The 26,967-nt window shown below is 56.7% G+C and carries 19 protein-coding genes, 1 tRNA gene and 2 rRNA genes (1 of these 22 only partly in view); 9 read left to right on the top strand and 13 right to left on the bottom strand.

Going from position 1 to position 26,967, the window contains the following annotated elements:
• The first annotated feature begins 194 nt into the window (after positions 1-194).
• The 3 genes from ACO079_RS01405 to ACO079_RS01395 are packed head-to-tail and all read left to right on the top strand — an operon-like array spanning position 195 to position 3,879.
• Complete coding sequence (locus ACO079_RS01405; RefSeq protein ID WP_421791248.1) at positions 195-1,274, top strand: methylmalonyl-CoA mutase family protein; 1,080 nt, start codon at positions 195-197, stop codon at positions 1,272-1,274.
• Positions 1,271-3,394, top strand: coding sequence for a methylmalonyl-CoA mutase (scpA, locus tag ACO079_RS01400; protein WP_421791247.1), 2,124 nt, complete (start codon positions 1,271-1,273; stop codon positions 3,392-3,394). Before ACO079_RS01405 ends, scpA begins: the two co-directional genes overlap by 4 nt.
• A gap of 14 nt (positions 3,395-3,408) precedes the next feature.
• Positions 3,409-3,879 carry a CC0125/CC1285 family lipoprotein gene (locus ACO079_RS01395; protein ID WP_421791245.1) on the top strand — a complete coding sequence of 157 codons (471 nt, stop codon included), beginning with the start codon at positions 3,409-3,411 and terminating at the stop codon, positions 3,877-3,879.
• Here the strand turns inward: ACO079_RS01395 and ACO079_RS01390 are convergent.
• The 5 genes from ACO079_RS01390 to ACO079_RS01370 form a co-directional block, all read right to left on the bottom strand.
• A complete protein-coding gene (locus ACO079_RS01390; RefSeq protein ID WP_421791243.1) occupies positions 3,876-4,361 on the bottom strand; it encodes a helix-hairpin-helix domain-containing protein in 486 nt (161 codons plus the stop codon). The genes ACO079_RS01395 and ACO079_RS01390 overlap by 4 nt on opposite strands.
• Positions 4,362-5,399: a hypothetical protein gene (locus ACO079_RS01385; protein WP_421791242.1), complete on the bottom strand. Its 1,038-nt coding sequence runs from the start codon at positions 5,397-5,399 to the stop codon at positions 4,362-4,364.
• Between the two features lie 118 nt (positions 5,400-5,517).
• Entirely contained in the window at positions 5,518-8,046 is a 2,529-nt protein-coding gene (locus ACO079_RS01380) for a TonB-dependent receptor (RefSeq protein WP_421791240.1), read from the bottom strand.
• A gap of 192 nt (positions 8,047-8,238) precedes the next feature.
• The gene (locus ACO079_RS01375) at positions 8,239-8,880 is read right to left on the bottom strand and encodes a glutathione S-transferase family protein (RefSeq protein ID WP_421791239.1); all 642 of its coding nucleotides are present in this window, start codon (positions 8,878-8,880) and stop codon (positions 8,239-8,241) included.
• The gene (locus ACO079_RS01370) at positions 8,877-10,577 is read right to left on the bottom strand and encodes an amidase (RefSeq protein ID WP_421791238.1); all 1,701 of its coding nucleotides are present in this window, start codon (positions 10,575-10,577) and stop codon (positions 8,877-8,879) included. The genes ACO079_RS01375 and ACO079_RS01370 overlap by 4 nt, the downstream gene beginning before the upstream one ends.
• Before the next feature lie 165 nt (positions 10,578-10,742).
• Here ACO079_RS01370 and ACO079_RS01365 point away from each other — a divergent pair, with 165 nt between their 5' ends.
• Complete coding sequence (locus ACO079_RS01365; RefSeq protein ID WP_421791237.1) at positions 10,743-11,672, top strand: hypothetical protein; 930 nt, start codon at positions 10,743-10,745, stop codon at positions 11,670-11,672.
• Positions 11,673-11,697: 25 nt separating this feature from the next.
• Positions 11,698-12,504: a hypothetical protein gene (locus ACO079_RS01360; protein WP_421791235.1), complete on the top strand. Its 807-nt coding sequence runs from the start codon at positions 11,698-11,700 to the stop codon at positions 12,502-12,504.
• An 18-nt stretch (positions 12,505-12,522) separates the two neighbouring features.
• Here ACO079_RS01360 and ACO079_RS01355 read toward each other — a convergent pair whose 3' ends face one another.
• The 4 genes from ACO079_RS01355 to ACO079_RS01340 all read right to left on the bottom strand — a co-directional run bounded on the left by ACO079_RS01355 (position 12,523) and on the right by ACO079_RS01340 (position 18,786).
• Entirely contained in the window at positions 12,523-14,271 is a 1,749-nt protein-coding gene (locus ACO079_RS01355; protein WP_421791234.1) for an NfrA family protein, read from the bottom strand.
• A complete protein-coding gene (locus ACO079_RS01350) occupies positions 14,271-16,622 on the bottom strand; it encodes a glycosyl transferase family protein (protein WP_421791232.1) in 2,352 nt (783 codons plus the stop codon). The genes ACO079_RS01355 and ACO079_RS01350 overlap by 1 nt, the downstream gene beginning before the upstream one ends.
• A complete protein-coding gene (gene wecB, locus ACO079_RS01345; RefSeq protein ID WP_421791230.1) occupies positions 16,622-17,746 on the bottom strand; it encodes a non-hydrolyzing UDP-N-acetylglucosamine 2-epimerase in 1,125 nt (374 codons plus the stop codon). The genes ACO079_RS01350 and wecB overlap by 1 nt, the downstream gene beginning before the upstream one ends.
• A gap of 182 nt (positions 17,747-17,928) precedes the next feature.
• Positions 17,929-18,786 (bottom strand): M28 family peptidase, encoded by an 858-nt coding sequence (locus tag ACO079_RS01340; protein WP_421792905.1) that lies wholly within the window; start codon positions 18,784-18,786, stop codon positions 17,929-17,931.
• 756 nt (positions 18,787-19,542) lie between these two features.
• Between ACO079_RS01340 and ACO079_RS01335 the strand changes: the two genes are divergently transcribed.
• From ACO079_RS01335 to pyrC, 3 genes are all read left to right on the top strand, one after another.
• Positions 19,543-20,430 (top strand): pirin family protein, encoded by an 888-nt coding sequence (locus ACO079_RS01335; protein ID WP_421791229.1) that lies wholly within the window; start codon positions 19,543-19,545, stop codon positions 20,428-20,430.
• 144 nt (positions 20,431-20,574) lie between these two features.
• A complete protein-coding gene (locus tag ACO079_RS01330; RefSeq protein WP_421792904.1) occupies positions 20,575-22,197 on the top strand; it encodes a phosphoenolpyruvate carboxykinase in 1,623 nt (540 codons plus the stop codon).
• A 152-nt stretch (positions 22,198-22,349) separates the two neighbouring features.
• Entirely contained in the window at positions 22,350-23,429 is a 1,080-nt protein-coding gene (pyrC, locus tag ACO079_RS01325) for a dihydroorotase (protein ID WP_421791227.1), read from the top strand.
• 43 nt (positions 23,430-23,472) lie between these two features.
• Here pyrC and ACO079_RS01320 read toward each other — a convergent pair.
• Positions 23,473-23,549, bottom strand: a tRNA-Met gene (locus tag ACO079_RS01320).
• Positions 23,550-23,669: 120 nt separating this feature from the next.
• Between ACO079_RS01320 and ACO079_RS01315 the strand changes: the two genes are divergently transcribed.
• Entirely contained in the window at positions 23,670-24,467 is a 798-nt protein-coding gene (locus tag ACO079_RS01315; RefSeq protein WP_421791226.1) for an FkbM family methyltransferase, read from the top strand.
• A 163-nt stretch (positions 24,468-24,630) separates the two neighbouring features.
• Here ACO079_RS01315 and ACO079_RS01310 read toward each other — a convergent pair whose 3' ends face one another.
• From ACO079_RS01310 to ACO079_RS01300, 3 genes are all read right to left on the bottom strand, one after another.
• Positions 24,631-25,299, bottom strand: coding sequence for a hypothetical protein (locus ACO079_RS01310; RefSeq protein WP_421791225.1), 669 nt, complete (start codon positions 25,297-25,299; stop codon positions 24,631-24,633).
• 134 nt (positions 25,300-25,433) lie between these two features.
• Positions 25,434-25,548: ribosomal RNA gene (rrf, locus tag ACO079_RS01305) — 5S ribosomal RNA — on the bottom strand.
• 88 nt (positions 25,549-25,636) lie between these two features.
• Positions 25,637-26,967, bottom strand: a 23S ribosomal RNA gene (locus ACO079_RS01300); it runs 1,399 nt beyond the window's last position.

Here is a 26,967-nt window from a genome sequence, read left to right as displayed (position 1 = left end):
TTAAAGCCCTGCGCGGCTCCGACTTCGACGAGACACTGGCGCGCAGAACGGCCGACGATCTTCCGCGAGGGCCAGTTTTTTTTGACACCGGATCTCCTTCCCCCTTCCCTACAGCGCGACGCGACGGCGACCTGCCGTGGAATATTCGCCAATCATTCAGCGACCCTGACGCAAAGGCAGCAAACCACCGAATCTTGCAAGATCTCACGGGCGGCGTCTCGCAAATAGGCCTCGTGATTGACGATACCGGTGAGCATGGAATCCGATTGAACTCCGATGAAGATTGGACACTGCTTCTTGCAGATATTCACCTCGACATCGCGCCCATTCATCTCGAGCCTGGACACAATTTTGACGCAGCCGGGTTTGCAAAAATGCTTTCAGACAAGGGGGCGAAATCTGCCGGTTTGGGGATCGACGCTCGCCATGCGGACCTTGCTGAGCTTGCCAAAGACTATGCCGCCTTCACCATAGCAAGCGTTGATGCACGGTGTGTCCATGAGGCGGGCGGCACCGAAGCCCAGGAGCTGGCTTATGCAGCGTCCGGATTTGCTTGCGGTCTGGGACGCATGGTGGAGTCCGGCATCAATCCGGAACAGGCCGTTCAACAGGTCGAAATCGTTTTCTCCGCTGATGCTGACATCCATCTGTCGATCAGCAAGCTGCGCGCCGCGCGTCAGGTCATAGCTTCCATCGCCGCAGCTTATGATGCGGATGTGATGCCAGAAATTCGCGTTGTTTCCAGTGCGCGAATGCTCACACGGCAGGACCCGTGGACAAATATGATCCGTCTTACCTCAGCTGCGTTTGCGGCGGCCGCTGGTGGCGCGGATACCATCACAATTCTTCCGCCAACCCAGTGGCTGGGGCGGCCAGATGGCCTGGCCAGGCGATTTTCGAGAAACCTGCATATACTTTTGCAGGAAGAATCTCGTCTCGGGCAGGTCTCAGATCCGGCCGCCGGCAGCTATTTGCACGAACAGCTGAGCCATTCACTCGCGGAAGCCGCATGGTCGATTTTTCAAGAACAAGAAGACAATGGTCAATTCGAATCCATCGGTCGCAGCCACTTTTCTGCGGCAGTTGCGAGTTCGGCCCAAGCCCTGATGGCCAAGTATAAAAGCGGAGACGCCACCCTGTTTGGTGTGAACCGGCACGCCTCGGCTGATTTGCGTGAAATGCGCTATGAGCCCGGCGCTCCACCGCCAAGCAGCGACGCTGATTTTGGGCCTATCCGATTGGAAGATGCAGCACTTGATGGGGGGCGGTCATGACCAACCGGATTAACTTCGCCCATCGGCAACGTGCTGGACGGTCTTGCAACACCGCAGGCCAGGTAGATTGGGCCAGTCCGGAGGGCATCTCTGTTAAAGGCGATTATGACGGCGATGACAGCCTTGCGGCTGGCCGCCAGACGATCCCCGGCGCCGCTCCCTTCATCCGCGGTCCTTATCCTACCATGTTCCTGCAACGGCCCTGGACGATCCGGCAATATGCCGGTTTCTCCACCGCCAAAGATTCCAATGCTTTTTACCGGCGCAACCTGGCAGCCGGCCAAAAAGGCCTTTCCGTTGCTTTCGACCTCGCCACGCACCGCGGATATGACAGTGATCATCCGCGCGTCAGTGGAGATGTCGGCATGGCCGGCGTTGCAATCGATTCCATTTACGATGCGCGCGAATTATTTGACGGAATTCCGCTGGATGAAATGAGCGTTTCCATGACCATGAATGGCGCGGTCTTGCCAATCATGGCGTTGTATATCGTCGCGGCAGAAGAACAGGGCGTGTCGCCCGATCAACTGACCGGAACGATACAAAACGATATTCTCAAGGAGTTCATGGTCCGGAACACCTACATCTACCCACCTGAACCTTCCATGCGGATTATTTCGGATATCTTTGCGTATACCGCTGAAAAGATGCCGCGTTTCAACTCCATCTCGATCTCCGGATACCACATGCAGGAAGCCGGGGCGCCAGCGGACTTGGAGTTGGCCTACACCATTGCCGACGGGCTTGAATATATAAAAACCGGTATCGCTGCCGGGCTCGATGTCGACAAATTTGCGCCACGTCTCTCATTCTTTTTCGGCATTGGCATGAATGTATTCATGGAAATAGCCAAATTACGGGCTGCGCGGCTTTTGTGGGCGGGATTGGTCAAGGACCGGTTTGCTCCGAAGTCCGACAAATCAATCTGCCTCAGAACGCATTGCCAGACCTCTGGATGGTCGCTGACGGCGCAGGATGTGTTCAACAATGTCGGGCGCACAACGCTTGAAGCGATTGCCGCCATCGATGGTCACACACAATCTCTACATACCAATTCATTGGACGAAGCCCTTGCATTACCTACCGATTTTTCGGCACGGATTGCACGCAATACACAATTGGTGCTGGCAGAAGAAAGCCGCCTGATTGATGCCATAGATCCCTGGGGTGGGTCTTTCTACGTCGAGAGCCTGACCCAGCAGCTCGCAGACCGGGCCCTTGCCCATATTGCCGAAGTGGATGCGCTGGGCGGCATGGCGAAAGCGATCGCGGAAGGCACGCCCAAGCTCCGCATCGAAGAAGCTGCGGCCCGGACACAAGCGCGCATCGACTCGGGACAACAAACTATCACCGGTGTGAACAAGTTCATCCTGGATGAAGATGAAGACGTGCCGGTCCTGAAAGTCGACAATTACCAAGTCCGAAAAGAACAGGAAGAAAAGCTGAAACGCCTTCGCGCGGAACGCGATGACGCCGAGACAACGGCGAAGCTGAACGCCCTGGCGAATGCAGCTGAAGGCAGCGGCAATCTGCTGGAATTGTCTGTCGACGCGGCACGGGCGAAAGCCACTGTGGGTGAAATTTCAAGTGCCATGGAGCGCGCCTTTAATCGTCACGAGGCGAAAATCCGTGTGATCCGCGGCGTTTATGCGAAGGAAGCCGGCGCCGATGCAAAAGTGGCGACCGCGATCGCGTCAGCAGAACAATTCAAAAGGCGGACCGGCAAGAAGCCAAAAATTCTGATCGCCAAACTTGGCCAGGATGGGCATGACCGTGGCCAGAAGGTTGTGGCCTCTGCTTTTGCGGACATGGGCTGGGACGTAGTGATTGGTCCGCTGTTTCAGACCCCCGAAGAGGCGGCCGAACTGGCAAATGAAGAAAATGTCGATGCCGCCGCCATGTCTTCGCTCGCAGCCGGCCACCTCACCCTATTACCGGAATTGCGAAATGCCTTGCGTGATGTTGGCCGCGAGGACATGCTGGTAATTGTCGGGGGGGTTATCCCGCCTGACGATGAACCCGTGCTTCGACAAATGGGCGCGGCGGCTGTGTTTCCACCGGGAACAGTAATTGCCGATAGCGCTTTGAAACTTCTGGAGCGCCTTTCTGTCGGCAAGTGAACAGGGAGCGACACATGCGCAAAGCGTCGATAATTCTGGTCTGTAGCGCCCTTATGGCCTGTGCCGGCGGCCCGACGGTCTACGCCCCCGCTCACGAGAGTAACCGCGGCTATTCTGAGCAACAAATCGAAAGTGATCGCTTTCGGGTTCGTTTTGATGGCGGATCCGACGTTGATTATCGCGAATTGGAAGACATGGTCCTCCGCCGCGCGGCAGAGCTGACACTCGAACAGGGCGGCGACTGGTTTATAGTTGTTGCCCGCTCGCGAGATGGTGATGACCGGAATCCGGTCCGTGTCGGCGGCAGCGTCGGCCGGTCCTGGGGTTCGCGTGGCTATTCTGGATCAGGCGTGGGCATTGGAATCAGCCTGAGCCCTGGCGCGGGCGATAAATCGTTTTCGCTGGAAATTCTCATCCGTCAGGGACAACGCTCGAATGAGCCCGATGCTTATGATGCGAGAGGCGTTCTGGCGCAGTACAGCTAGCCGCTTTTTGCCTTAGCCTGGCCAACCCAATCATCGCGTTCAATCCGCCCCCGGCTATTGAGCTTCGCATCCCAATCTGAAACGTCTTTTCTCGTCCAGGCCGCAATCTGAGCGAATGTCGTGATACCAGCTTCTTCCAGCGCAGCTGCCGCCTTGGGTCCGACACCCTTGATTGCCGTCAAATCGTCCGCTGAAGCGGAAGCTCCATCTTTGGACGCTTTCTCGGCGGCGCTTTTCTTTGCGGCCGACGCTTCTGGCTTTGCGGTCTCTTCCTTGGCCTGCGCATCCAAAGCGGCCTGATGCCGAGCCGCTGTTTTGGTCAAGCTATCATTCTCGCGCTGCAGACGTCCGATCTCGTCGCGCGCATCCTGAAGTGCCTTGCCCGCCACTCCAGAGGATGACCACAAGCGCCACCCCAAGCCAAGACCAATCAGAAAAGCGATGGCGAGGAAAAACCACATCTGCCAGATGAGCCACAGCATTCAGCCTTCTCCTTCAATTCCGGGAAAGATGCGGACGAGTTGATCTTGTTGAGGTTCCACGCGGACTACGATCGATTCAAGATCCAGCCCGTTCTCGCCAAGTGCCGCGCGTACCGCCTGACCGCGTTGTTCAGCAAGTGTTTCGGCCGGCGCATTCCCGGAAACGACCGGACGAATGCTCACCGTAAATTCTGTTTCCGGGCAAGCTCTAGCAACGCGGGAAATATGAACAAGATTGTCGTTCGATGTGGATTGCAAGTCGCTGCTTCCAGGATTGAAACGCATCCGCCCCATCAAGCCAGCGGCCTCCAGAAACTCCTGACACCATGCATTGTCAGTAATTTCTCCCGCATGTTGGTCGCCCGTGAAAATCAAAACCGCGTTGCGGTAGGACTGCGGGATTTCGGCAAGCGTTGCCATTGCAGTCTCGGCGCGTGCGTTGCTGTCAGCCAGCCCGTAAAGGAGCGCCTGTTCAGTTTCCAGAACGAACACGCCTTCTTCAAGCCGTGATAAAGCCGATAGCAATTGGCTCGCCGCCGCCAGCCAACCTTCGCGTCCTTCAGCGTCACTTCGCGCAGACAATCGCGCTTCGAAATCACCCGGGAAAAGGAGATCCGCAAATTCCAGCAGCTCTGTTCTGGCCGCATCATCCGGCACAACCCCTGTGATGGAAAGTCCATCTTCGCCAATAATCGCGACAATCCGGCTAGCGGCCTCGCCTTCCTGAGGCTCGGTATTGTCGATGATCCGTGTTAGCCCGCCTGCAAGCCGACCACCCGACCATTCCGAAGACCATAGTGTCGCGAGCGCTGCATCATGAGCGGTTTCGCTGGGCCAACGCCCTTCAAGCGTGGCCACTTGCCCTTCGACACTAACCTGAGCCCAGCGGTATTCCCGGCTGGAAAGCGCTTCTGTTGCAGCCTCCTGCAGACGAGCTTCGAGGTGCCGAGGCGCCACGGGACTCCAGCTGGTTATCGCAAAGGCGAAAACCAGAAATACGGCCAAGCCGATTAAAAGGGTGCGTCGTTCGGGCGTCATCACAGTCTACTTTGGTAAGCCAGTATAGGAGTGTTGGCCACCATCAAAAAGGATGATTCCACTGAAAAGAAAAAGGGCCGGAGCGCGGCTCCGACCCAAATTCAAGCTTTCTAACGGCCTAGCGGCGAGCCCGCAGTGTCAAACCGACAACACGCGGCTGGCCAAGGAAGGCGTTAAACGAACCGGGTTGGAACGGTCCGTCAAACGCGACCTGGACATAATCTTCATCGAACAAATTGTTCGCGAAGAGCTCAACTGACCAGCTCTCATCTTCAGCGCCAATTCCAAGACGGCCGTTCAACACAGCATAACCTTCCTGGATTTTTTCAGGATCCAGGTCTGAACCGGTATTTTGCTCAGACATGTAGCGGCCATTCAAATGCGCCAGGAACTGGAGCCCGTTCTGAAGCGGACGAACATAGCTCACGGAACCCGAAGCATAGAATTCCGGGGCCAAGGAGAAGTTCTGACCTGACAACCGGTCTACATCCGCCGTGCCTGTCGGGGCGAAGCTGTTGTAGGTCGTGTCCGCATAAGTCAGGCCACCTTGAATGGTCAGACCCGGTGCTTCTTCCGGGAACCAGAGCAGCTCGAATTCTGCACCTTGGGAAATAGCCCCTTCGTTCAGTGACGTCACGAAGAAGGCGATTCCGTTGAACGTGTTCAGCTGGAAGGATTCAAAGTCCGAACGGAACAGATACAGATTGGCCAACAGAGAATCGTTGAAGCCTTCGGTTTTGAAGCCGACCTCGAATGAATTGACGATTTCCGGATCAAACTGAGCCGGATAGGGCGATGTGCCCGCCAGAACATTGGTAAAATTAACCGCCGTCGCGCCAGCCTGAGTGAAGCGGTCGAGGTTGAAGCCACCCGCTTTGTACCCACGTGAATAGGTACCATACATCAGGAAGTCATCGTTGAACCGATGTGACAGCGAAACAAGGCCCGTGAATTCATCTTCCGAAAGCGACTGATTGAAATTGATGTTGGAGTAGACATCCCGCGCCGACGGCAGACAGGTGAAGGTTCCGAACTGTATCAGGGAGGCGACAGGCAGGTTGGAGGCTTGTGAGAAGCCCGCCAGAATGGCCTGGTTTTGTGCCGTCGAGAAATCTAGGGCTTCACCAAAGACCGTCTCCCAGACATCACATGCCGGTGCATTGGACGGCGAGAAATTGGCTCGCGCATCTTTTTCGGTTTGCGTCCAGCGCAGTCCAAAGGTGAGGTCCGTATTCTCGGCGATCGCATAGGTGTTGTGCGTAAACAGGCCGATTGCGCGGCCATCTTGTTCGTAGCGGTCACCGCCGGAATTGGCACTGCCGGCCGGGAAGCCCTGCCCGGGCGCTAGAGGCGTGTATCCAGGGATGAAAGCACCGCCCAAGCCGTTAGCAAGGGTCACCACAAGCGTCGGATCGTTGGTCATTCCAAGAAGACTTAAATAAGCCTCGAAATGCGAGCCATATTGGATGGCATCACGGCGAACCAACTCCTCATCGGAGAAGTAAGCACCGACCATCCAGTCAAGATTGCCGCGATTGCCTTGAGCGCGGACTTCGAAAGTCGAATTGCCGAATTCGAACGAATTCAGTGACGGATCCCGATACACAATGTCCGCCCCGGTAAAGTCCGTATCCTGACCGGTTGTCAGCTCATAGTCCCGAATCGACCCGATCGCCGTCAGTTCAAAGCCATCGAATTCATTGACGTATTCGAACTGGAAACCACGGTCTTCGATTTCCTGCGTTGTGTCACGATTTGACTGAATGACCCGGCTGAACGGATCTTCCGAGCCCGGCAATGGCCGGCCACCGGGCACAAGTGCATTGATAGCCGCCGCTGTCGGCCCGGAAACTATGCTGGGTCCGCCACAGCAGTTTTCATCGCGATTTGTATAGTCTGCCGCGATGGTCAATTCGCCGGTACTGCCAATGTTGAACAGAAGCTGGCCACGTACCGTGAAGAAATTCTGGTCGTTATCTTCGTTCAAAGTGCGTGGGCCACCCAGCGTTTGAACGGATTGATATCCGTCGCGGTCTGCCGTTGCTGCGTACAGACGGAAGGCAGCCTGATCTTCAACCAGCGGTCCGGTAACGCTGCCGGAAAGGCGATAACCGTCTGCGGCATCGGTCACGTAAGTTGCTTCGAGGTTGGCACCGAATTCGAACTCGGGGCCCGCCGTTACAACATTGATGATACCCGCCGAGGTGTTGGCGCCGAAAAGTGTCCCTTGCGGTCCGCGCAGCACTTCGATCCGCTCGATCTCACCCAGATCACCGAAGCTGACGCCGTTACGGGCACGCGGCACACCGTCAATCACGACGCCCACGGAAGATTCCAGACCCGGATTGTCGCCCACTGTACCAACGCCGCGTATGCGCGCCGTTGTCGAATATTCATTCGAGGTCGATGTCACATTCAAACCCGGCGCAATCACGGCCAGGTCCTTGATGTCGCGAACACCAGAGTTCTGAAGCAATTCCGCAGTGTAAGCGGTCACGGCGACGGGAACATCCTGAATGCCCTGTTCGCGCTTCTGAGCGGTCACGGTGATCACGTCCACCGTCTGACGCTCCTGAGCGAATACAGGGACCGTGAATGCAGTTGCGGATACCGCAGCCATCAAGGCTGCGCGGGTGATGGTTTTCATTTGTTTCCTCCCGACCCTGGCCAAGCCAGGTACGCTTGTGCGGCTTTTTCGCCGTTTCATTTGACAGTTCTGACTTATTTCCGCGCTGGGAAAAAGGACAAGAACACTGTGGACATAGGCCAATAGGTATTATTGGCCTGTTTTCAGGGCGTTTTGCGAGCCATCGTTGCAGTCAAGTCACAATCAGTCGCCCTAGACTTTAGCGCTTGGCCGCGCCGCAAGTGCCTGATGCCATTCGATGAGAGCAGATTGCGACTCATCCGGTGAAAGCTTTACCCAAGCTGCGAATTCGACCACGACAAATGCCGTTATATCTGCAATCGAGTAGTGATCACCACCAAGATAGGGGGCTTCATTCAGTCGCCGGTCGGCGGTTTCAAAAAAGTGTGCTACGCGGGCTCGACCGCGCTCGGCCAGAGCTGGAATCTGATCGTAGTTTTTTGGGCCTGTCAGCGCCCGGCCCTTCATCCCCTTCAGCGAGTTCCTGACGGTTTCAGCCATGGCCAGCAGACCATCGAATTCAGCAATTGCGTTCCACTCGGCAATTCGTGCTTTTTCTACCGGCGTGATGCCCATCAAGGCAGGTTTTGGACGAATTTCCTCAAGGTAGCGCGCAATGGAAGCGTTATCCCCGAGCACTGTCCCATCTGGCAATTTGAGCGCAGGCACCGTGCACCGCGGATTAACTGCCCGGAAAGCCTCACCGAGTTGCTCGCCGGATCTGAGATCGATCTGGATTGTCGGCACTTCCAGACCCTTTTCGGCGATAAATATGCGAGCACGGCGGGGGCTTGGTGCCGTCGCGCAATCATAAAAAATGTGATCGTCCATCATGAGAACATCCGCGGCGTTTCTGCTGCCACACCGAGCCGCGATTCGATCGCGCGTCCCAGCGCAATCAGGCGGTCCTCACGAAAGAGGGGGGCCCAAAGGCTGGTGCCATAAGGCATACGGTATGTGGCATCCGTTGGCGGTAGGCCGCTCGCTGTCAGCGGATTCAAGGCGCGCTCCGTAAAGCCGGATCGCAGGATCAGGCTGGGATGGCCCGTAAAATTGGTAATCAACAGCATGGAACTCGCAAAGTTGGGTCCCACAATAACGTCACATTGCTCGAAAACCCCTTGCATCATTGCGCAAACGTCCCTGCGAAACCGGTCGACGTTCATATAATCCACCGCGGATCGTAGGCGGGCGCGACGCCAGGTGTTTGGCCAGGCCCGCGTCTCCTGCCAGCGCAGTTCATCATCCCGATTTGACAGCGTCAGGTCCTCGAAAGCAGCCGCCGCTTCGGTTTCAACGACCGCCCCCAATGCCCCGTAAGGCAAATCAGGCAATGACAGCTCAATCGTTTCGCATCCCAAATCGCGAACAGCCGCCAAGGCCGCATGATCCGGTGGCGCTGCATTCTCGAAAGCAGCCGGCAAAAAGCCGACACGCAGACGGGCAGGGTTTGCGGCCCAATCCACGCCGAAACCTGCTTCAATCGACGAAGCATCCGTGGGGTCCAGACCATTGATCGCGCTCAATACCAGTGCCGTATCAGCCACATCCCGTGTGATGGGTCCGATCTTGTCGAGCGACCAGCAAAGGGCCATCGCACCGGACCGTGACACTCTCCCGAAAGTCGGACGAAGGCCGGTCGTGCCACAGCGATGCGAGGGTGAGACAATGGAGCCCAATGTCTCTGTCCCGATGGCGAAACTCGCCAGACCGGCCGCTACCGCCGATGCCGACCCCGCACTGGAGCCGGAACTTCCTTCGCCGGGGTTCCAGGGGTTTCGTGTTAATCCATCGAACCAGAGGTCATTATATGCAATCGCTCCAGTCGTTGATTTACCAAGGAGAACCGCGCCTGCAGCTTCCAGTTTTTGCGCAACGAACGCCGTGCGTTCAGCGACGCGATCCTGGTACGGCGTTGCACCCCAGGTGCTGGGAATACCGGCGATATCGATGATGTCTTTCATCGCATAAGGCAGCCCGTGCAAAGGCCCGCGGTCTATGCCGGACGCCAATTCCGCATCCGCTCGATCTGCCTGTTGCCTTGCAACGTCCGCAGTCACGGTCACGAAACACTCAAGTTCACCGCCATGGTGCTCAATCCGCTCCAGATACAGGTCCGCAAGGTGCCGCGCTGTCAGCTCGCCAGAGCGGAGCCAGGCGACCTGTTTCCACGCGGGCGAAAATGCGATCTCGCTGGCCGATCCCGGCAGCGGCCCCGGCGGATCGGGTGGAATACTCACAGATGTGGGAGCGGCTTCATACTCGACGCCCGGCTGGCGGGGGTCGAACACGCTGGCGGGCTGCAGCGTGTTGGGGTAGTCCATCGCCCTCAAGCGGGCCATGCTTTCCGCCCAATCATCGAGCCCAACCATCATTTGTTCGACTTCCTGATCCGTGTAATCGACGCCGAGGATCGGGGATAAACACTGAACAGCCTCCGCTGTGATTCGCTCCTGCGTGGCGGCTGGCGCCGCGAAGCTCGCGCCTCCAACCGCTAAACCGCTCAGAATTTCCCGTCTTGAGAGTGTCATGCTGCGCTCCTTGATGAACGCAACATAAACGGCGCGTTCCGATTGCACATCAAAAGACCCCAATTGTGCCCGCATTGCCGCCGCAATCTGCCACATTTCATGGTTAACCCATCTTTGCGCCGACCCCGGCGTGGGCTGTCTGAGAACTTTGAAAAGGGGGAGATCATGGCTGCAAACGGACTCGAGGAAACGGCGACGCGCCAATTCTACAAACCGGAGAATGAACGCGATCATGGCGCGCGTTCACTGGCCAGCGATCATTTCGCAAATGGCACGCATATTCAGGACTTTGACCTGCAATTCGCGTTATCCCGCGCACGACGCGACTTCGAGAACCTTCGGGCTTTCCGCCGGACGTCCGGTTGGGCGTTTGATGATCCGATCGGCAAGGAAACCAAAGGCAGCGCCGGAAAACCAATCGAGCGCTCCGCGATCTATCCCGATTCCCACATTCTGACCTTTTCGGTTCTGGCAGTCCTGATCCTTTTTGAAGGGCTGGCGAACGCCTACTTCTTCTCCAGCAGCTCTGACCTGGGCCTTCTGGGTGGTTGGCTTCAGGCCATCACAATCTCTTTTGTGAACGTCATCTCGGCTTTCTTTGTAATCGGTTATCTATGCCTGCGGCACCTCACGAACCCTCAGAAACGTTGGTCTTTTATCGCTGCTGCTGTGGGCTTGCCGATTGCTGTCACCTTCATTGTGATCCTCAATCTTGCTGCCGCTCATTACCGCGACCTTCTTGAAATCCATGCTGCCTCGCTGGCGCTAGGTGGAACAGAGATCACAGGCGAGTTGATCGCGCCAATCCAGTCGGTGTTCGCCAACCCGTTCTCCTTCCAGACGCTGGATGCGTATCTCCTGCTGACTTTGGGTCTGACCTTTGCCATCATCGCTGCTTACAAAGGCCGCACGTTTGACGATGCCATTCCGGGCTTTGGCGTGGTGCAACGCCGCGCAGAGCGCTCGGCACGTGAATTGAACCGTGTGGTCAAGAAAGCGGCGGGGGGCCGCAATGCACCGGAAGAGCAGATTGCCGAAGCGCAATTGCTGCTAATGGACATGGCGGAAGACTTCGGATCGGCTCGTCCTCGCTGATCCGGCTTCCGTCGGGAGGTGAATCATGAGTGGTCGCGACCTACTGGGCATATTCAACTTGATTATTGTGGCGGGCGTTATTGCCGGGGTGAGCTATTTCGCGCTCACCCTCCGCCCGGCTGAGTTCGACCCTGACACGCTTTGCATTGCGGAAATCGTCCCACCGCACCGCGTCGTTATTATTGACAAGACCGATATCTACTCGCCGCAACAAGCCGCCGCGATCGAGCGGATCATATTGAACGAGCGCGACAACCTTGCCGTCGGCGAACGGCTGTCACTTTTCGAACTGGATGAAACCGGCCGTCTGGCAGATACCAACGAGTTTTCACTCTGCAATCCGGGCAGCGGCGATCAGGTCAATCCGCTTTACCGGAATCCCGATCGCATACAGGCGCGCTATGAAGCGCTGTTCGACGCCCCTCTGCAAAGCGCACTGGCAGATCTGGTTGTTCCAAAAGAAGCCCCGCAAAGCCCGATCCTGGAAGCTCTGGCCGAGTTGGTACAAGACCCGTCCATGGCCCAGACCGTGCCTGGCCGCCGGATCGTTCTGGTCTCCGATATGTTGCAGAACTCGGACATCTTCACGGTATACGGGCGGGCTCGTGGCTCCCTGCCCGACCGCTTGCCGCCCGTTGCGGAAACTGTGCAAGCCATTCGTGACCAATATGATCTGGCGCTGGCGGGCGTGACGATGGAGATTCATCTGATCGAACGGCCCAATTGGGAAACGGAGCAATCCGGCGCGCTTCGCGCCTACTGGACCCAGGTCTTCAATCAGCTTGGCATCGGTGTGAGCTGGCAGATTATCCCGGCATCGGCGCTTGCCTGAACACGTTTCCTTAACTCACTAGAAGTGCCAGACCGCGCGCGCGATGAAGGCTTCATCGTCCGTATCACCAACGCCGAAGCGATATTCCATTTCGAAATCTACCCGCTGGCGCGGGGCTGTTGTGGCGTCTTCATCAAACCAGTGCGTGAAGACCACGCCGGGGCCAACCTCCAGCCGCTCTCGCGTCTGGAATGTATCATCCGACCATTGACCCACTGCCGTCACATAAGGCGTGACAGTCCAGCGCTCGCCAGTCTGGAAGCGACGTCCCTGACGGACAGAGGCATAGGCCGAGAGAAATTCTGGATTGTCGGGAATGTAGGCGAGATCAGCAAAGACAGTCGTGTAGTTCCAGTTCGAACGTACCGGGTTCCAATCCAACCCGTCTGACCAGCCATAACTGGCGCGCAGAAGCCATGCGTCTCGCGCCAGATCGCCACCGGCGATCAATCTTTCTCCCGACAGATAGAAGTCATGGCTGGCAAAAGGTTTCCAGCGTGCGCCCGCGCCAAATTGAAGACTTTCCTCATTTAGCTGGATTGTTCCCGCGTCGGCAGACGCATACCCTCGCCCAAAGAGAGTCAGGCCTGTATTTGCGGTGTTCAGCGCATCGGGCCGCCAACCAAACTCTCCACCCAGCTGGGTCTCATTGGGCCCTGTTTCAGGCAGGCTTATCGCCGTTGGAGCACTTCCGTCGCGATAAGACGCAAAGACGACTCCATATGTTCGGCCCTCCAGCTGTTCGACCTGACGGCGGAGCCGGTAGAGACGCTCCTCATGCTCGTCTGCCGTCTCGTTTTCGTGAGGCGTCACATTTGTAATGGCGATACGGAAGGTTTCCGCGGCGGCCTCTTCCTGATCAGCTGCAATCTGCGCATATCCTAGCTCTTCTCGAAGTTCGGGGCGATCAGGATTAAGCTGGATTACCCGCTCGAACAGGCGCGTCGCCAACGCGTCATCACCCGCTCGGCGGGCTGCATAAGCCGTTGAGAGGAGAATATCGGTATTTTGCGGTTCGGCCTGAAGTGCAGCCTGGAACTCTGCCAGAGCTGCGCGTTGATCTCCGGCGCGTTCAAGATAGAGCCCGCGCTGATAGCGACGATAGGCCCGGTCTTCGATATTTATTGCCTGAGCCAGATACATGGCGGCCGCGGCGGGTTGGAGGTCTGCCAGGGAGAGCGCGCGCTCTTCATAATAGAGCGCCAATGACGAACCGCTAAGCGCTTCTGCCTCAAGATGTTGCAGTCTTGCGGCTGACGCTTGAGGACGGCCGTCAAGGCGCGCCGCACGCGCCGCCATAAGCAGATCTCCCGCTTCGCCTGTTAAACTGGCTGTCTCATTCCATCCGATGGCCGCACGGGAGAACTGATTGGCAGTTTCAGCCTGATAACCCAGGCTGCGGAACGCATAAGCCCTTTGTCCTTCATCGAGCTGCTGACGATAAATCACCGCTTGCCAGAAGGCCTCAGCTGCCGCTTCGCTATTACCCGCCGCGACGGCGCATTCGCCCACGGCGATCCAGTCGAGCGCCCGGCGGCTGTAGCCTGCAGCGGTTTCAAGGTCCGGAAGCGCGGCCACACAACCGCTCTGCCGTGCAAGATTTTGCGCATCAACTCGCATCTGATCGAGATCAATGGCGGTCTGGTCAGCGCCAGCGGAGACAGCGAAAGTCATCGCGCTGAACGACGCCGTTGAAGCCAATATAATTCGCAGGCGAGGTTTGCTCGCTGAGGAGGCAATCCAGCCTTTTCCATAATATCGGGACATCAGGCATCCTCCTTCATTAATTCAGCATGATTTTCCTGGATCTCTGCGAGATCGACGTCAGAGAGATATCCAAGTGTCTTGGCGCGTTGCAGGTAGCCAAGCGGACGGCTTGGCTGGGCCGCTCGGGCGGCGGCAAGGTCGTTTTTATGGATCAGGCGTTTCTGGACCAGGGATTGGCCCAAAGCGTCTTCATCCTCGGCATCGATGCCTTTTTGTTGGGTCAACAGCTGGGCGTGCGTTAAGGCACCACGCCGGACAAGATGATCGCCCAGCCGGGTCCAATCCTTGCGCAAGCTTCGCCAGACAACTTCTGTCTCGGTTTCATCCAGAAGGGAAAGGCGGCGCAAGATACGCGCTGTGCGGATATCGGTTTCCAGTTGCGTTGGCTGGTACGCGAAACGAATACCGAAACTGACATCACTGATCGGCGCGACGACGAGTTTTATACCCCGACCCAGCTTTGTGCGCAGATTATGCAACTGCTGTTCGCTGAGCGGTTCTCCGACCGCCAGTTTGAGATTGCGGCCAGCTTTTTCGATCGGGAAGGCGCCATATTTAGCCGCAAGGTTGCGCGGAAACTTTTTCATCACGTCAGGTTTGGTTGCCAGCGGATCCAGTTCGACCCGTTCCAGTCCTTTGTGCTCGGCCACCGCGTCGGCCAGTTGATCGTCCGTGATCTCTCCGAGATCCATGAGGAGCAGTCCAAGCGGTCGGTATTCTTCTTCCTGGATCGACAACGCCCTCTGCAACTGGCTTTCATCGATTGATCCCCAATAAATCAGCGCTTCGCCCAACCGACCGCCCTCCCCCTGACCAAGTTCGGCCATGGAGGGGTAGGCATGCATGGTTTTGTCCCAGGTGATCCGATTGCCACTGATGACGTGCCAGAGATAGCGGCGGGCGGCGCGCATGGAGGCGAGATAACCAATCCAGTTGGCCCAGACCATGCGGATCGGAGCGAGCAGCATGTATTTCGGGCCATGCGCACACCCGGTAAAAATCAACCGGTGCACAACGCGGTTCACCAGGAAAACGAAATTGATCAGCACGATCGCCCAGACCCAGCTCTCCGGGTCGATCAAGGGCGGCAGCGAACCGGCTTGCGGAAAGAGCGTCGCGATCAGCCAGTAAAGCGCCCACTGCAACAATATGGCATAAGCCAGCATGCCAGTCGGCGCGGTCCAGATGGCCTTGCGGTCCCGGTAAAGAAAGTAGCGATGCGAGGCCGGGCCGATCCAACCCAGCTGCTTCCAGCCAAGATAGGAAATGCCCAGCATCCACCTGGACTTCTGACGCACAGAGATTTTAGCGACATCCGGGAAAAACTCCCGGGTCGAGACCAGTTCGCGCCGGTATTTCGTGACATCGCGATTGGCGAACCAGGCTTTGCGCGTGCCATAGGGCATGCGCGCCCAATACCGCACGAACATGGATATGAGGCCCGCCTCATAAAAGCGGTGGCCTATGTCGTAATCTTCGGTCAATGAATCGACATTGAAGGGTTGTTCATTGCGTTCCCGGCGCAAAAGCTCAATTGCCTCGCGGCTAAACGCCGTGGCTACGCCTGCGGACGGCACCAGATCTGTCATGTGGGAGCGGGCAATCAAATCCTTGCCATGCCATTCGGCGAATTCATCCATGTAATGACATGCGGTCAGCGCGGTCCATTTGCGCGGCATTGATAGCACCGGCAATTGCAACATGTCGGCCTTGTCGAGATAGGCGTTGATGACTTTGAAGGACATCGGATGAATGACGTCCTCTGAATCCTGCATCAAGATGCCATCGAAGCGTTGGCCAATCTCTTCTTCCCGGCGCACAATACCGGCAATCATCCAGTTGAGATTATCCGCCTTACAGGTCGGACCATTGTGGCCGACATAGGCGATGTTGATCCCGTCATTTTGCCTGACGATGCGTTGGACCTCGTCAATGGTTTCCTGGTCATTCGGATAGACCCCCACGAAAATCTCATAGTTCTTATAATCCATGGTTTTCAGCGTGTTCACGAGCATGCGCCCGATCACGTCAGCCTCGTGCCAGGCGGGCACCATAACGGCGAGCTTTTTCTGAGGCATTTGGTGCAACTGGCGCATGGACGGGACGCGCCGGAAAGGCCGCGTGATGACACGTTGGGCGGTCAGCACCCAGAAATAGATGTCCAGAAAGGTATCGTCTGCCGATGAGACAAAGATGGCCAGCGCGGCGTAAACGGTCAGCCAGCTGAGAACGGTCCAGTAAAGCTGGATCGCCTCGCCTGAAAACAGTTGCGCCAGCACAGCCTCAATCCAGGCAAGAAGCCCGGCCTCACCTGCCATCACCTGGGCGAAGAGGGGATCAACCGCCTCCATTACCCGGCCTGCTTTACGTCGTGGGCGGGGACGAGTTGGTCTTGCAGAATTGCGGCAATGCGTTCACTGGCCTTGCCATCACCGAACGGGTTATTTCGACCCGCCATTTCATCATAGGCCTTGGGATCAAGCAGTAGCTGTTCCGCCGCGGACAGGATGCGGTCAGGATCGGTTCCGACCAGTTTGGCAACTCCGGCATCGATCGCTTCCTTGCGCTCGGTTGTTTCCCGCAACACCAGAACGGGAACATCAAAGCTGGGCGCTTCTTCCTGGACACCACCGGAATCCGAAAGGACGAGATAGCTTTCCTTCAGGACCGCAATGAATTCCGGATAGGAAAGCGGTGCGATAACGTGAATCCGCTCCACATCGCCGAGATGCTGATCGACGGTCTGGCAAACACGCGGATTTGAATGGGCCGGAAAGACGATCCGGATATCCGGATGCCGTTCGGCGAGCGCTTTTGCGGCCCGGCAAACAGCTTCAATCCCCTCGCCCCAATTCTCGCGGCGATGCGTGGTTAGAAGAACCAGTTTTTCGCCGGGTTGACGCGCGTCCAGCACTTCGGGCCGGCGGGTCTTTCCGGCCATGTCGAGTACTGTATCGATGATGGTATTGCCCGTGATCCAGATCTGCCGGGGCTTCACCCCGTCGAGGCGGAGATTCTTCTGCGCCAGTCGCGTGGGCGCGAAATGAAAATCAGCGATCGGGGCGATCAGCCGCCGGAAGCTCTCTTCGGGGAAGGGATTGTTGGGGTCACCGCTGCGCAACCCGGCTTCGATATGACCTACCGGAATTCTGTGAAGATGAGCAGCAAGGGCACCCGCATAGGCGCTCGCCGTATCACCCTGAACGAGGACGGCGTCTGGCCGGTTATATTCAAAACGTCTTCCAAGCTGATCGAGCAATCCGGCAGAAAGGTTTGTGAGAGACCGGGCATCCCAACCGCCTTCGAGATGCATATCCGCTTCTATTCCAACGGCATTGAGCGCTTGCGTTGCGAGATCGCCATGCTGGCCTGTTGCGATCCAGACAGGCGAGAAACCGGCAAGCGCCAACGGCCGGTATATCGGCGCCATTTTGAGTATTTCAGGCCGAGTCCCTGCGACAATTGCGATTTCCATGATCGCCCCCAGCGCGATTAGCGGGCGGGCCCGCCGGAAATCCCTCGCAGGGGTAAAGTCGTCTTGAATCGCGGTGCAATAACCGCACGCGAAAGGCCTTTTCGCGGCGTAGATGGCAGAACGGCCCCAATTGGGGCCGTTAAGGGGCTGCTAAGCCCAATAGTGTCTGGACGGTGTTCGCCTCATTCATCCTGCGTTCGGAATTCGACGGGCGTTTCCGCCGCCAGCCACGTAACAGCGGCCCAGGCTGCAACATTCTGGGCGAAGGCATCCGGGTCGATCTTATCGACCGTATCGTCAGGCGTGTGGTGATAGTCGAAATAATCGCTGCCATGTTGCGTCAAACGAAAAACAGGGACGCCCCGCGCTGCCAACGGAATTATGTCCGGCCCGCCGCTACGAGAGACCCGGCTGCCCCGAATGATGCCCAGCGGCGCGATCAGCTCCTGTGTCTCGTCCAGGAAAGCTGTTCCTTCATCGCTGGCCCATGACGTCAATGACCAGACATGTCCAGCGCCGAAATCGGACTCCGATGCCAGCACTATATTCCCGACATGGTCCGAATTATCTCGGGCGTAGGCAAAGGCACCAAGAAGGCCAACCTCTTCAGCACCAAATAATACGATCTGAATGGTGCGCCGCGGCGCGCGTGGCAAAGAAGCAATCAAATGCGCAGCGCCGGTTACAATTCCAACACCTGCCCCATCATCCAGCGCGCCTGTCGCTTCATCCCAGCTATCCAGATGGGCACCAATCAGCACGATCTCATCCGGCAATTCACGGCCGGGAATTTCGGCTATGACGTTTCCGGACTGGACCGTGCCCTGCCAGCCGGCCTCGACATCAAGCCGGATTTGAACAGTCTCTCCGGCCTCATGTATGCGTTCGATCTGGTCCGCATCCGGAGCAGAAATCGCGATAGCCGGGATCTCGGCGCGGACCGGCGTCTCAAGAAAATCCGGATGTTCGGAATTCAGATAATCCAGAACCGTTTGCGAATGCCGATTGGCCTGAACTGTGTTCTCGCTGGGGGTTGTCATCATGCCGGTATGCGGAAACCGGTGGGTACTTGTTCCGACAGAACGGATCAGCACACCTTCGGCACCGCGCGCCTGTGCTTCCAGCCAGGCCAGTTGGCGTTTCCGGTTCGCCGGGCCATAGCCCGCGCCGGTCTGGGCCCGCACCATCCGGTCATTCACATAAACGAGCCGCCCCTCAAGCGAACCTTCAAAGTCTTGCAAAGCATCGAAACTGTCGAAGAAAACGAGCTCGGCCTCGATCCCGCCTTCAGGCGTTCCACCCGACCCACCTAAGGCCGTGCCGAGCATGGGTTGAGGAAAGGGGGCCGAAATTTCCAGCGAAATATCACCGCGATCCCAGAACGGCATATCGAATGTCTCGATCCGGACATTTTCAAAGCCCAGCTCAGCAAACATCTGAACTGCCCAATCGCGCGCTCTGGCCTCCTGCTGTGAGCCTCCAAGGCGAGGGCCGACCTCGGTGGTCAATGACCGGACAACCTCCAACCCCGTATCTGCTGTCAGGCCTTGCTCCATCAGCTGCCGGGCAATCTCAGCCTGCTCATCGCTGATAACCGGCGTATCCTGCGCGAAAGCTGCAGTGGAAAGCGCCAGGGTAAGCAGGCTTGCGATTGGCAATTTCATTTAAAGACTCCCCATAACCGTGTCCCTCACGCTAACGCGCACATTAAGGCCCCTCAAGCATTGGGGGCACTGAAAGATAGCCAATTCCAGAAAAATAGCGGTATGTTTCCAAGCGCGAGGGAGCAGGCATCCATGATTGAAATGACGATTAGCGGGCGCGCAAAGGATCTGGGCGGATTTACCGTGAGGCGATTGATTCCAGTGGCAAAGCGGCGGCTGGTTGGCCCCTTCATCTTCTTCGACCACATGGGCCCGGCCGAGTTTGCACCTGGTAAGGGCGTAGACGTGCGTCCGCACCCTCATATCGGGCTCGCCACCGTCACCTATCTGTTCGACGGCGAAATGGACCATCGCGATACGCTGGGCGTCCATCAGACGATCAAGCCCGGTGATGTAAACTGGATGACCGCCGGCCGCGGGATTGTTCATTCCGAACGGACCGGCCCCGAAACCCGGGCTGCGGGTCACAAACTTCACGGCATCCAGACCTGGGTCGCCTTGCCGACTGAAATCGAAGACATTGAACCGTCATTCCACCATCACAAGGTGGATGAGTTGCCCGTGATCGAACGCGAAGGCGTTTGGATGCGGCTGATATTGGGAACAGCCTATGGCGAAACCGCGCCCGTGAAAGTTTTCTCGCCAATTTTCTATCTTCATGCGGAAACGAAGGAAGGCGCCATCTTCAAGCTGACAGATGAACACGAAGAACGCGCGGTTTATGTTGTCAGCGGAGAAATCGAGATCGATGGGCGGCTGTTTGGCGAAGGCGAAATGATCATCCTGGATGATGAAGCCTCGATCGCAATTCGCACCGTCCGGGATGCCCGCTTGATTATGTGCGGCGGTGGCCATCTGGAAGGCGAGCGTCACATTTTCTGGAATTTTGTTTCCTCGAGCAAAGATCGCCTCGAAAAAGCGAAAGCTGATTGGCGAGCCGCTGCCGATGCCGCGTTCGAGAACACATATTTTACTCTGCCGCCGGACGAAAATGAGCATATCCCGTTGCCAGAGACATAAATCGTTATCTGGCCCTGCTCTTGCACGAGGAGAAACCACTTGATGCGGACGGCGTCGTCGCTTAGGGAGAACTCCGACCCGCCAACCTGCTATTTTGAACACGACAAGCCGTTTTCGGCGGCATTCAACATTCCGGGGGATTTCATGTTGAATCAGGCAAATGACCGCACTTCGGATATTCTGGCCTATCTCGGCATTTCCCAGACGGGGCCGTTATTTCATAATTGGTCAGAGCCTGTTTTGTATCAGGAATCGGTCCGCCGAGGCGAAGGCGAAATCGCAAAAGGCGGAGCGCTTGTTGTGAAGACCGGTCAACACACCGGCCGCTCCGCAAGAGACAAGTTCACGGTGCGCGATGAAACCACCGAGAATACCGTCTGGTGGGAAACCAATGCGGCGATGACACAGGAACACTTCGACGTGCTCTGGGAAGATTTCAAATCCCATATGGCCGCGCAGGAATTGTTCGTTCAGGACCTGTTCGGCGGTGCCGATCTCGATCATCGCCTTCCGGTCCGCGTTGTCACCGAATTCGCCTGGCATTCGCTGTTTATCCGTCATTTGCTCCGCCGGCCTGACGCCAGCGAGTTGGAAGGCTTTGATCCGGAATTCACCATCATCAATCTGCCCAGCTTCAAAGCCGACCCGGCTCGCCATGGCTGTCGCAGCGAAACCGTGATTGCTGTGAATTTTGCCGAAAAGATCGTGCTGATCGGGGGCACGTCCTATGCAGGTGAAACGAAAAAATCCGTCTTCACCATTCTGAATTATCTTCTGCCCGCCAAAGGCATCATGCCGATGCACTGCTCGGTCAATACGGATGGCGACAATGCCGCCATTTTCTTTGGCCTGTCAGGAACCGGCAAAACCACTCTTTCCGCTGATGCCAGCCGCACGCTGGTCGGCGATGATGAACATGGCTGGTCGGAAAACGGCCTCTTCAATTTCGAAGGGGGTTGCTATGCCAAGATGATCCGTCTGGATCCGAAGGCAGAACCGGAAATATATGCAACGACCAAGCGCTGGGGCACCGTTCTGGAAAACGTCGTGATGGACCCGGCAACACGCGAACTTGATCTGGATGATGCGACGCTGGCGGAAAACAGCCGTGGCGCTTATCCCATTGATGCGATCCCGAATGCCTCCGACACAGGCCGCTGCGGCCAGCCCAATAACCTGATCATGCTGACCTGTGATGCCTTCGGTATCATGCCGCCGATCGCCAAGCTGACGCCGGCTCAGGCCATGTACCACTTCCTCTCTGGTTACACCGCTAAGGTGGCTGGCACGGAAAAAGGTGTCACCGAACCGACCGCGACTTTTTCTGCCTGCTTTGGCGGGCCCTTCATGCCGCGTCATCCGGCCGAATATGGCGCTCTGTTGCGTGAGCTTATCGCCGAGCACAGCGTCAACTGTTGGCTTGTCAATACAGGCTGGACGGGCGGTGCCTATGGCGAAGGCGAACGTATGCCCATCAAAGCGACGCGCGCGCTATTGAATGCTGCGCTGGACGGCAGTTTGAACTCTGCAACTTTCCGGGAAGACCCGAATTTCGGCTTCATGGTCCCTACCGAAGTGCCGGGAGTAGAGACAAGCATTCTTGATCCGCGCTCAACCTGGGCGGATGCGTCTGCTTATGATTCCCAAGCGTCCAGGCTGTGTGACATGTTCATCCAGAACTTTGGCAAGTATGAGGGCCATGTGGCCCCTTATGTCCGGGCTGCCGCGCCGCGCAACACCGAAGTCAACGTCGCGGTCGCTGAATAACACAGAACCGCATATGAATGCCAAAACCGGCCTCGATCATTTCGAGGCCGGTTTTTTCTTGTCCAAATCGCCTCGCATTACCGAGTGCCGCATTGCAAATCTGATGCAGTGCGTTTAGCTCACAATGGATTCGAACCGAGGCGGGCATTCTGGTGACCGATACGCTGACATCCCCGAGCGGCGGGACTTCTGAAACCCTTACAATCCGCGCCCCGGACGATTGGCACGTCCATCTTCGAGATGGCGACATGCTGGCTTTCTGTGCGGACTATACAGCCCGTCAATTTGCCCGCGCGATAGTGATGCCAAACCTGGTTCCGCCCATTACAACAGAGGCCATGGGCGCAGCGTATCGCGACCGCATCCTCGCGGCGCTACCCGCAGGGCGCAAATTCGAACCTCTGATGACGGCCTATCTGACAGACACGATAGATCCGGAAGAGATAGCAAGCGGGTTCAAGTCTGGCGTTTTCACGGCCTGCAAGCTCTATCCGGCCAACGCGACCACGAATTCCGCCTCGGGCGTCTCGGATGTTAAAAATATATGGCGCGTTCTGGAGCGAATGCAGGAAATCGACATGCCCTTACTGGTGCATGGCGAAGTGGTGTCCGCCGATATTGATATTTTCGACCGGGAGGCCGTCTTCCTCGATCAGGTCCTGGCCCCGGTCATGAAGGCCTTCCCACGCCTTCGGGTCGTGTTGGAGCATATTACGACGGAAGACTCCGTCCGGTTCGTCGAAAACGGACCTGAGACGATTGCCGCAACCATCACCGCGCATCATTTGCGGATCGACCGGAATGATATGTTCAAGGGCGGCATGCGCCCGCATGCCTATTGCTTGCCGGTTGCCAAAAGACGCCTCCACCGCGAGGCGCTTCGCAAGGCGGCGGTATCTGGCAATCCGAAGTTTTTTCTCGGAACCGATTCTGCCCCGCATCAACGAAGTGATAAAGAAAGCGCGTGTGGGTGTGCTGGGATATTCTCCGCGCCGAACGCGCTGGAAAGCTATGCGCAGACGTTTGACGAGATGGGCGCGCTGGACCGGCTCGAGGGATTTGCTTCGGAGTTTGGTCCGAAATTCTATCAACTGCCGAAGAATGAAGGCGAGGCTCAACTGAGGCGCTCGCCGCAACCTGTCCCTGAAATCATGACCGCTGATGGGATCGAAATTGTGCCGTTTCATGGCGGTGAAACGATGGGCTGGATTTTCCAGCCACCCGGTGTGTAGCCTCAACGAAAAACCCGCCAACTCAGAGAGCTGACGGGCTTTTTGGGTGCGGGGGTAGGATTTGAACCTACGACCTTCAGGTTATGAGCCTGACGAGCTACCGGGCTGCTCCACCCCGCGTCAAGAACCGCGCCATTGCTGGCGGGACGGCGTATCTAGGACATGCCCCGCCGCCTTGCAAGCCCTGTAACACGCATATGACAGCTTGGCCGAAGGCGCGCGCTCGCCTAAGCATCTGTCATGGCTGAGCACATCGATTCAGATTGGGGACAAGCTGCGCCCAAGGGGGTGTTCAAATACTGCCTTGATCAATCCCGGGTTCACAACAGCAAGACATGGTCACGGCTCGCGGGATATTTCGCGCCCCAGTTTGCGGATGTGGAAACGCTTGATTTCAAAGCGCGCCTTTACCCGAAGGATAACCTCTCGGAAAAGCGCTTACTTCTCTCGCCCGGGCGGTTTGATCCTGTGGAACTGGCCTATCTCTCCGCCCTCTTGAAGCCCGGCTTCGTGTTTGTGGATGTTGGTGCCAATTGCGGCGCTTACACACTGCACCTTGCTGTCCAAGCCCCTGACGATACGTTCTTTTTTGCGATTGAAGCCCAGCCCGAAATGGCGCGGCGGTTCCGGTTTAATGCGGCGGCTTCGGCTCCCAAAGCCACTGTTGCACTCGACGAAATTGCGCTTTCAGACAAGCGCGGGACGTTGGAATTTCATATCAACCGGCACAATCGCGGTGAAAGCGGGCTTGGAAGTGGCGGAGAGACCATCAAGGTCGAGGCGCTGACGCTGGCGGACTATGTCGAAATGAAGGGCATCCAATCCATCGATGCCATGAAGATCGACGTTGAAGGTTTTGAACATCAGATCCTCGCGCCCTTTTTTGAGACCGCGACGGAAAGCCGATGGCCGGCTTGTCTGATTGTCGAGCAAATCCTGGCCTCGCCGGAGACAGATCCCGTCGCACTTGCGATTTCAAAAGGCTATCGCGTCAGAAGTGACCTGGGACGCAATGTCATTCTCGTCCGGGACGGCTAACGCTCGACAGGTTCGACCCGGTATTAAATGCGCGATTCCTAAACCGCTTCGAGTAGAAAGGACCAAAGTCGGGTCCCGGCAAGGAACATTTTTGTGGGGATGCAGAGTGACGTCAAATCAACAAACGCCGGAATAAAACAACCTACGCCGACTAACCGGCAATTTATTTCCGAACAAACGTTTGATCGTGGATTTCCGAAAGACTAACCGCCTCTCCGTCCAAAACAAATGGCGCCCCTTCTTCAACGCATATCGATATGCTTTCATTTATGGATTCCGCGTCAAACTGAACGGTCGACACGGTATCAACGACGCGAAGAGGTGCCGTTACCTGCGGATATCCTTCGAGGGCAATTTGCACCGATTCAGGCTCAACAAGAGCCAACTCATGCCCAAATCCGACGACACCTAACGCAATCAGAAATTCCTCTGGATCAATGATGTTCACCACACCGGCTCGCAATTCAAATGCTACCGTTAGGCGCTCCGTACAATATTGATGCACCATCATTGTATCCAAGGATTCAAATTCGCGCCGATCGAAATGAGTAACCGCATAGAAGCCCGGCTGAACAAAACTGGCTCCTAGACGGTTAGAAACAAGACGCGCGCGTAAATCCGAATTGTCATATACAGAAAATGCCGCCTCTGCTGATCGACCGTTTTCCATGTCCAGGCGGCGCAAATGGATCGTTGTGAAGACCAATGTCTCTGGCCAAATCACCATCGCTAGATCTGACTCGCTTGTAAATTCGATGGATCTGCTGACAGGCGTAGCACAGGCCAAAGATAAAAGAGGCAGAAATGCAATAACAATGCTGGACTTCTTCATGGGCCTGGACACCTCAAACTAAAATGAAACTCGGCCGGCACCCTAATTGACTCGCGCAACAAAAAAAGCCCCGCGGCGAACCGACGGGGCTTTCTTTTCATTGAGTTCAGATCAGGGTCAGATCAAACGGGCAGACCGGGCAGCGACCTACTCTCCCATGCCTTAAGACATAGTACCATCGGCGCAGAGGGTCTTAACGGCCGTGTTCGGAATGGGAACGGGTGGGGTCCCCTCGCAAAAACCACCCGGTCGGCGCGTTTGATCCAAAATCATTGAGACATCCAGATTTCCGACGCTCTTACACACGCGAACGAGGCGTTCGCCGTGCATGAACTCAGAGATCAAGCCAATCGAGCTATTAGTACCAGTTAGCTTCATGTGTCGCCACACTTCCACACCTGGCCTATCAACGTGGTAGTCTTCCACGACTCTCAAGGAATACCTGGTTTTGAGGGGGGCTTCCCGCTTAGATGCATTCAGCGGTTATCCCTTCCGTATATAGCTACCCTGCTATGCCGCTGGCGCGACAACAGGTCCACCAGAGATACGTCCATCCCGGTCCTCTCGTACTAGGGACAGCTCCTCTCAAGTATTCAACACCCACGGCAGATAGGGACCGAACTGTCTCACGACGTTCTAAACCCAGCTCACGTACCGCTTTAATTGGCGAACAGCCAAACCCTTGGGACCTGCTCCAGCCCCAGGATGCGATGAGCCGACATCGAGGTGCCAAACAATGCCGTCGATATGGACTCTTGGGCATCATCAGCCTGTTATCCCCGGCGTACCTTTTATCCGTTGAGCGATGGCCCTTCCATGCGGGACCACCGGATCACTATGGCCGTCTTTCGACTCTGATCGACCTGTCAGTCTCTCAGTCAGGCGGGCTTATGCCATTGCACTCAACGAGCGATTTCCGACCGCTCTGAGCCCACCATCGCGCGCCTCCGTTACTCTTTGGGAGGCGACCGCCCCAGTCAAACTACCCACCACGCAGGGTCCCGGATCCAGGTTCATGGACCGCGGTTAGACGTCAACAATAATCAGGGCGGTATTTCAAGGATGACTCCACCACGACTGGCGCCATGGCTTCAAAGTCTCCCGCCTATCCTACACAAATTATCGCTAACGCCACTGCGAAGCTGTAGTAAAGGTGCACGGGGTCTTTCCGTCTGACCGCGGGAACTCCGCATCTTCACGGAGAATTCAATTTCGCTGAGCCTATGCTGGAGACAGCGGGGAAGTCGTTACGCCATTCGTGCAGGTCGGAACTTACCCGACAAGGAATTTCGCTACCTTAGGACCGTTATAGTTACGGCCGCCGTTTACCGGGGCTTCAATTCGGAGCTTGCACTCCTCCTTTTAACCTTCCGGCACCGGGCAGGCGTCAGACCCTATACGTCGTCTTGCGACTTCGCAGAGCCCTGTGTTTTTAGTAAACAGTCGCCACCCCCTGGTCTGTGCCCCTGGACATTGCTTGCGCAAAGCCAGGCTCCCTTCTCGCGAACTTACGGGAGCAATTTGCCGAGTTCCTTCAGCATAGTTCTCTCAAGCGCCTTGGTATACTCTACCTGTCCACCTGTGTCGGTTTAGGGTACGGTCTAATGCGGGAGCTATTTCCAGGGACGGCTTGGCTGCCCACCCAATCCAATAAGGGTGAACAACTTC

The sequence above is a fragment of the Hyphobacterium sp. genome, assembly GCF_965228115.1.
GTDB lineage: Bacteria > Pseudomonadota > Alphaproteobacteria > Caulobacterales > Maricaulaceae > Hyphobacterium.
Note: the sequence above shows the minus strand (reverse complement) of the source record. Positions and strands in the feature narration are given on the sequence as shown.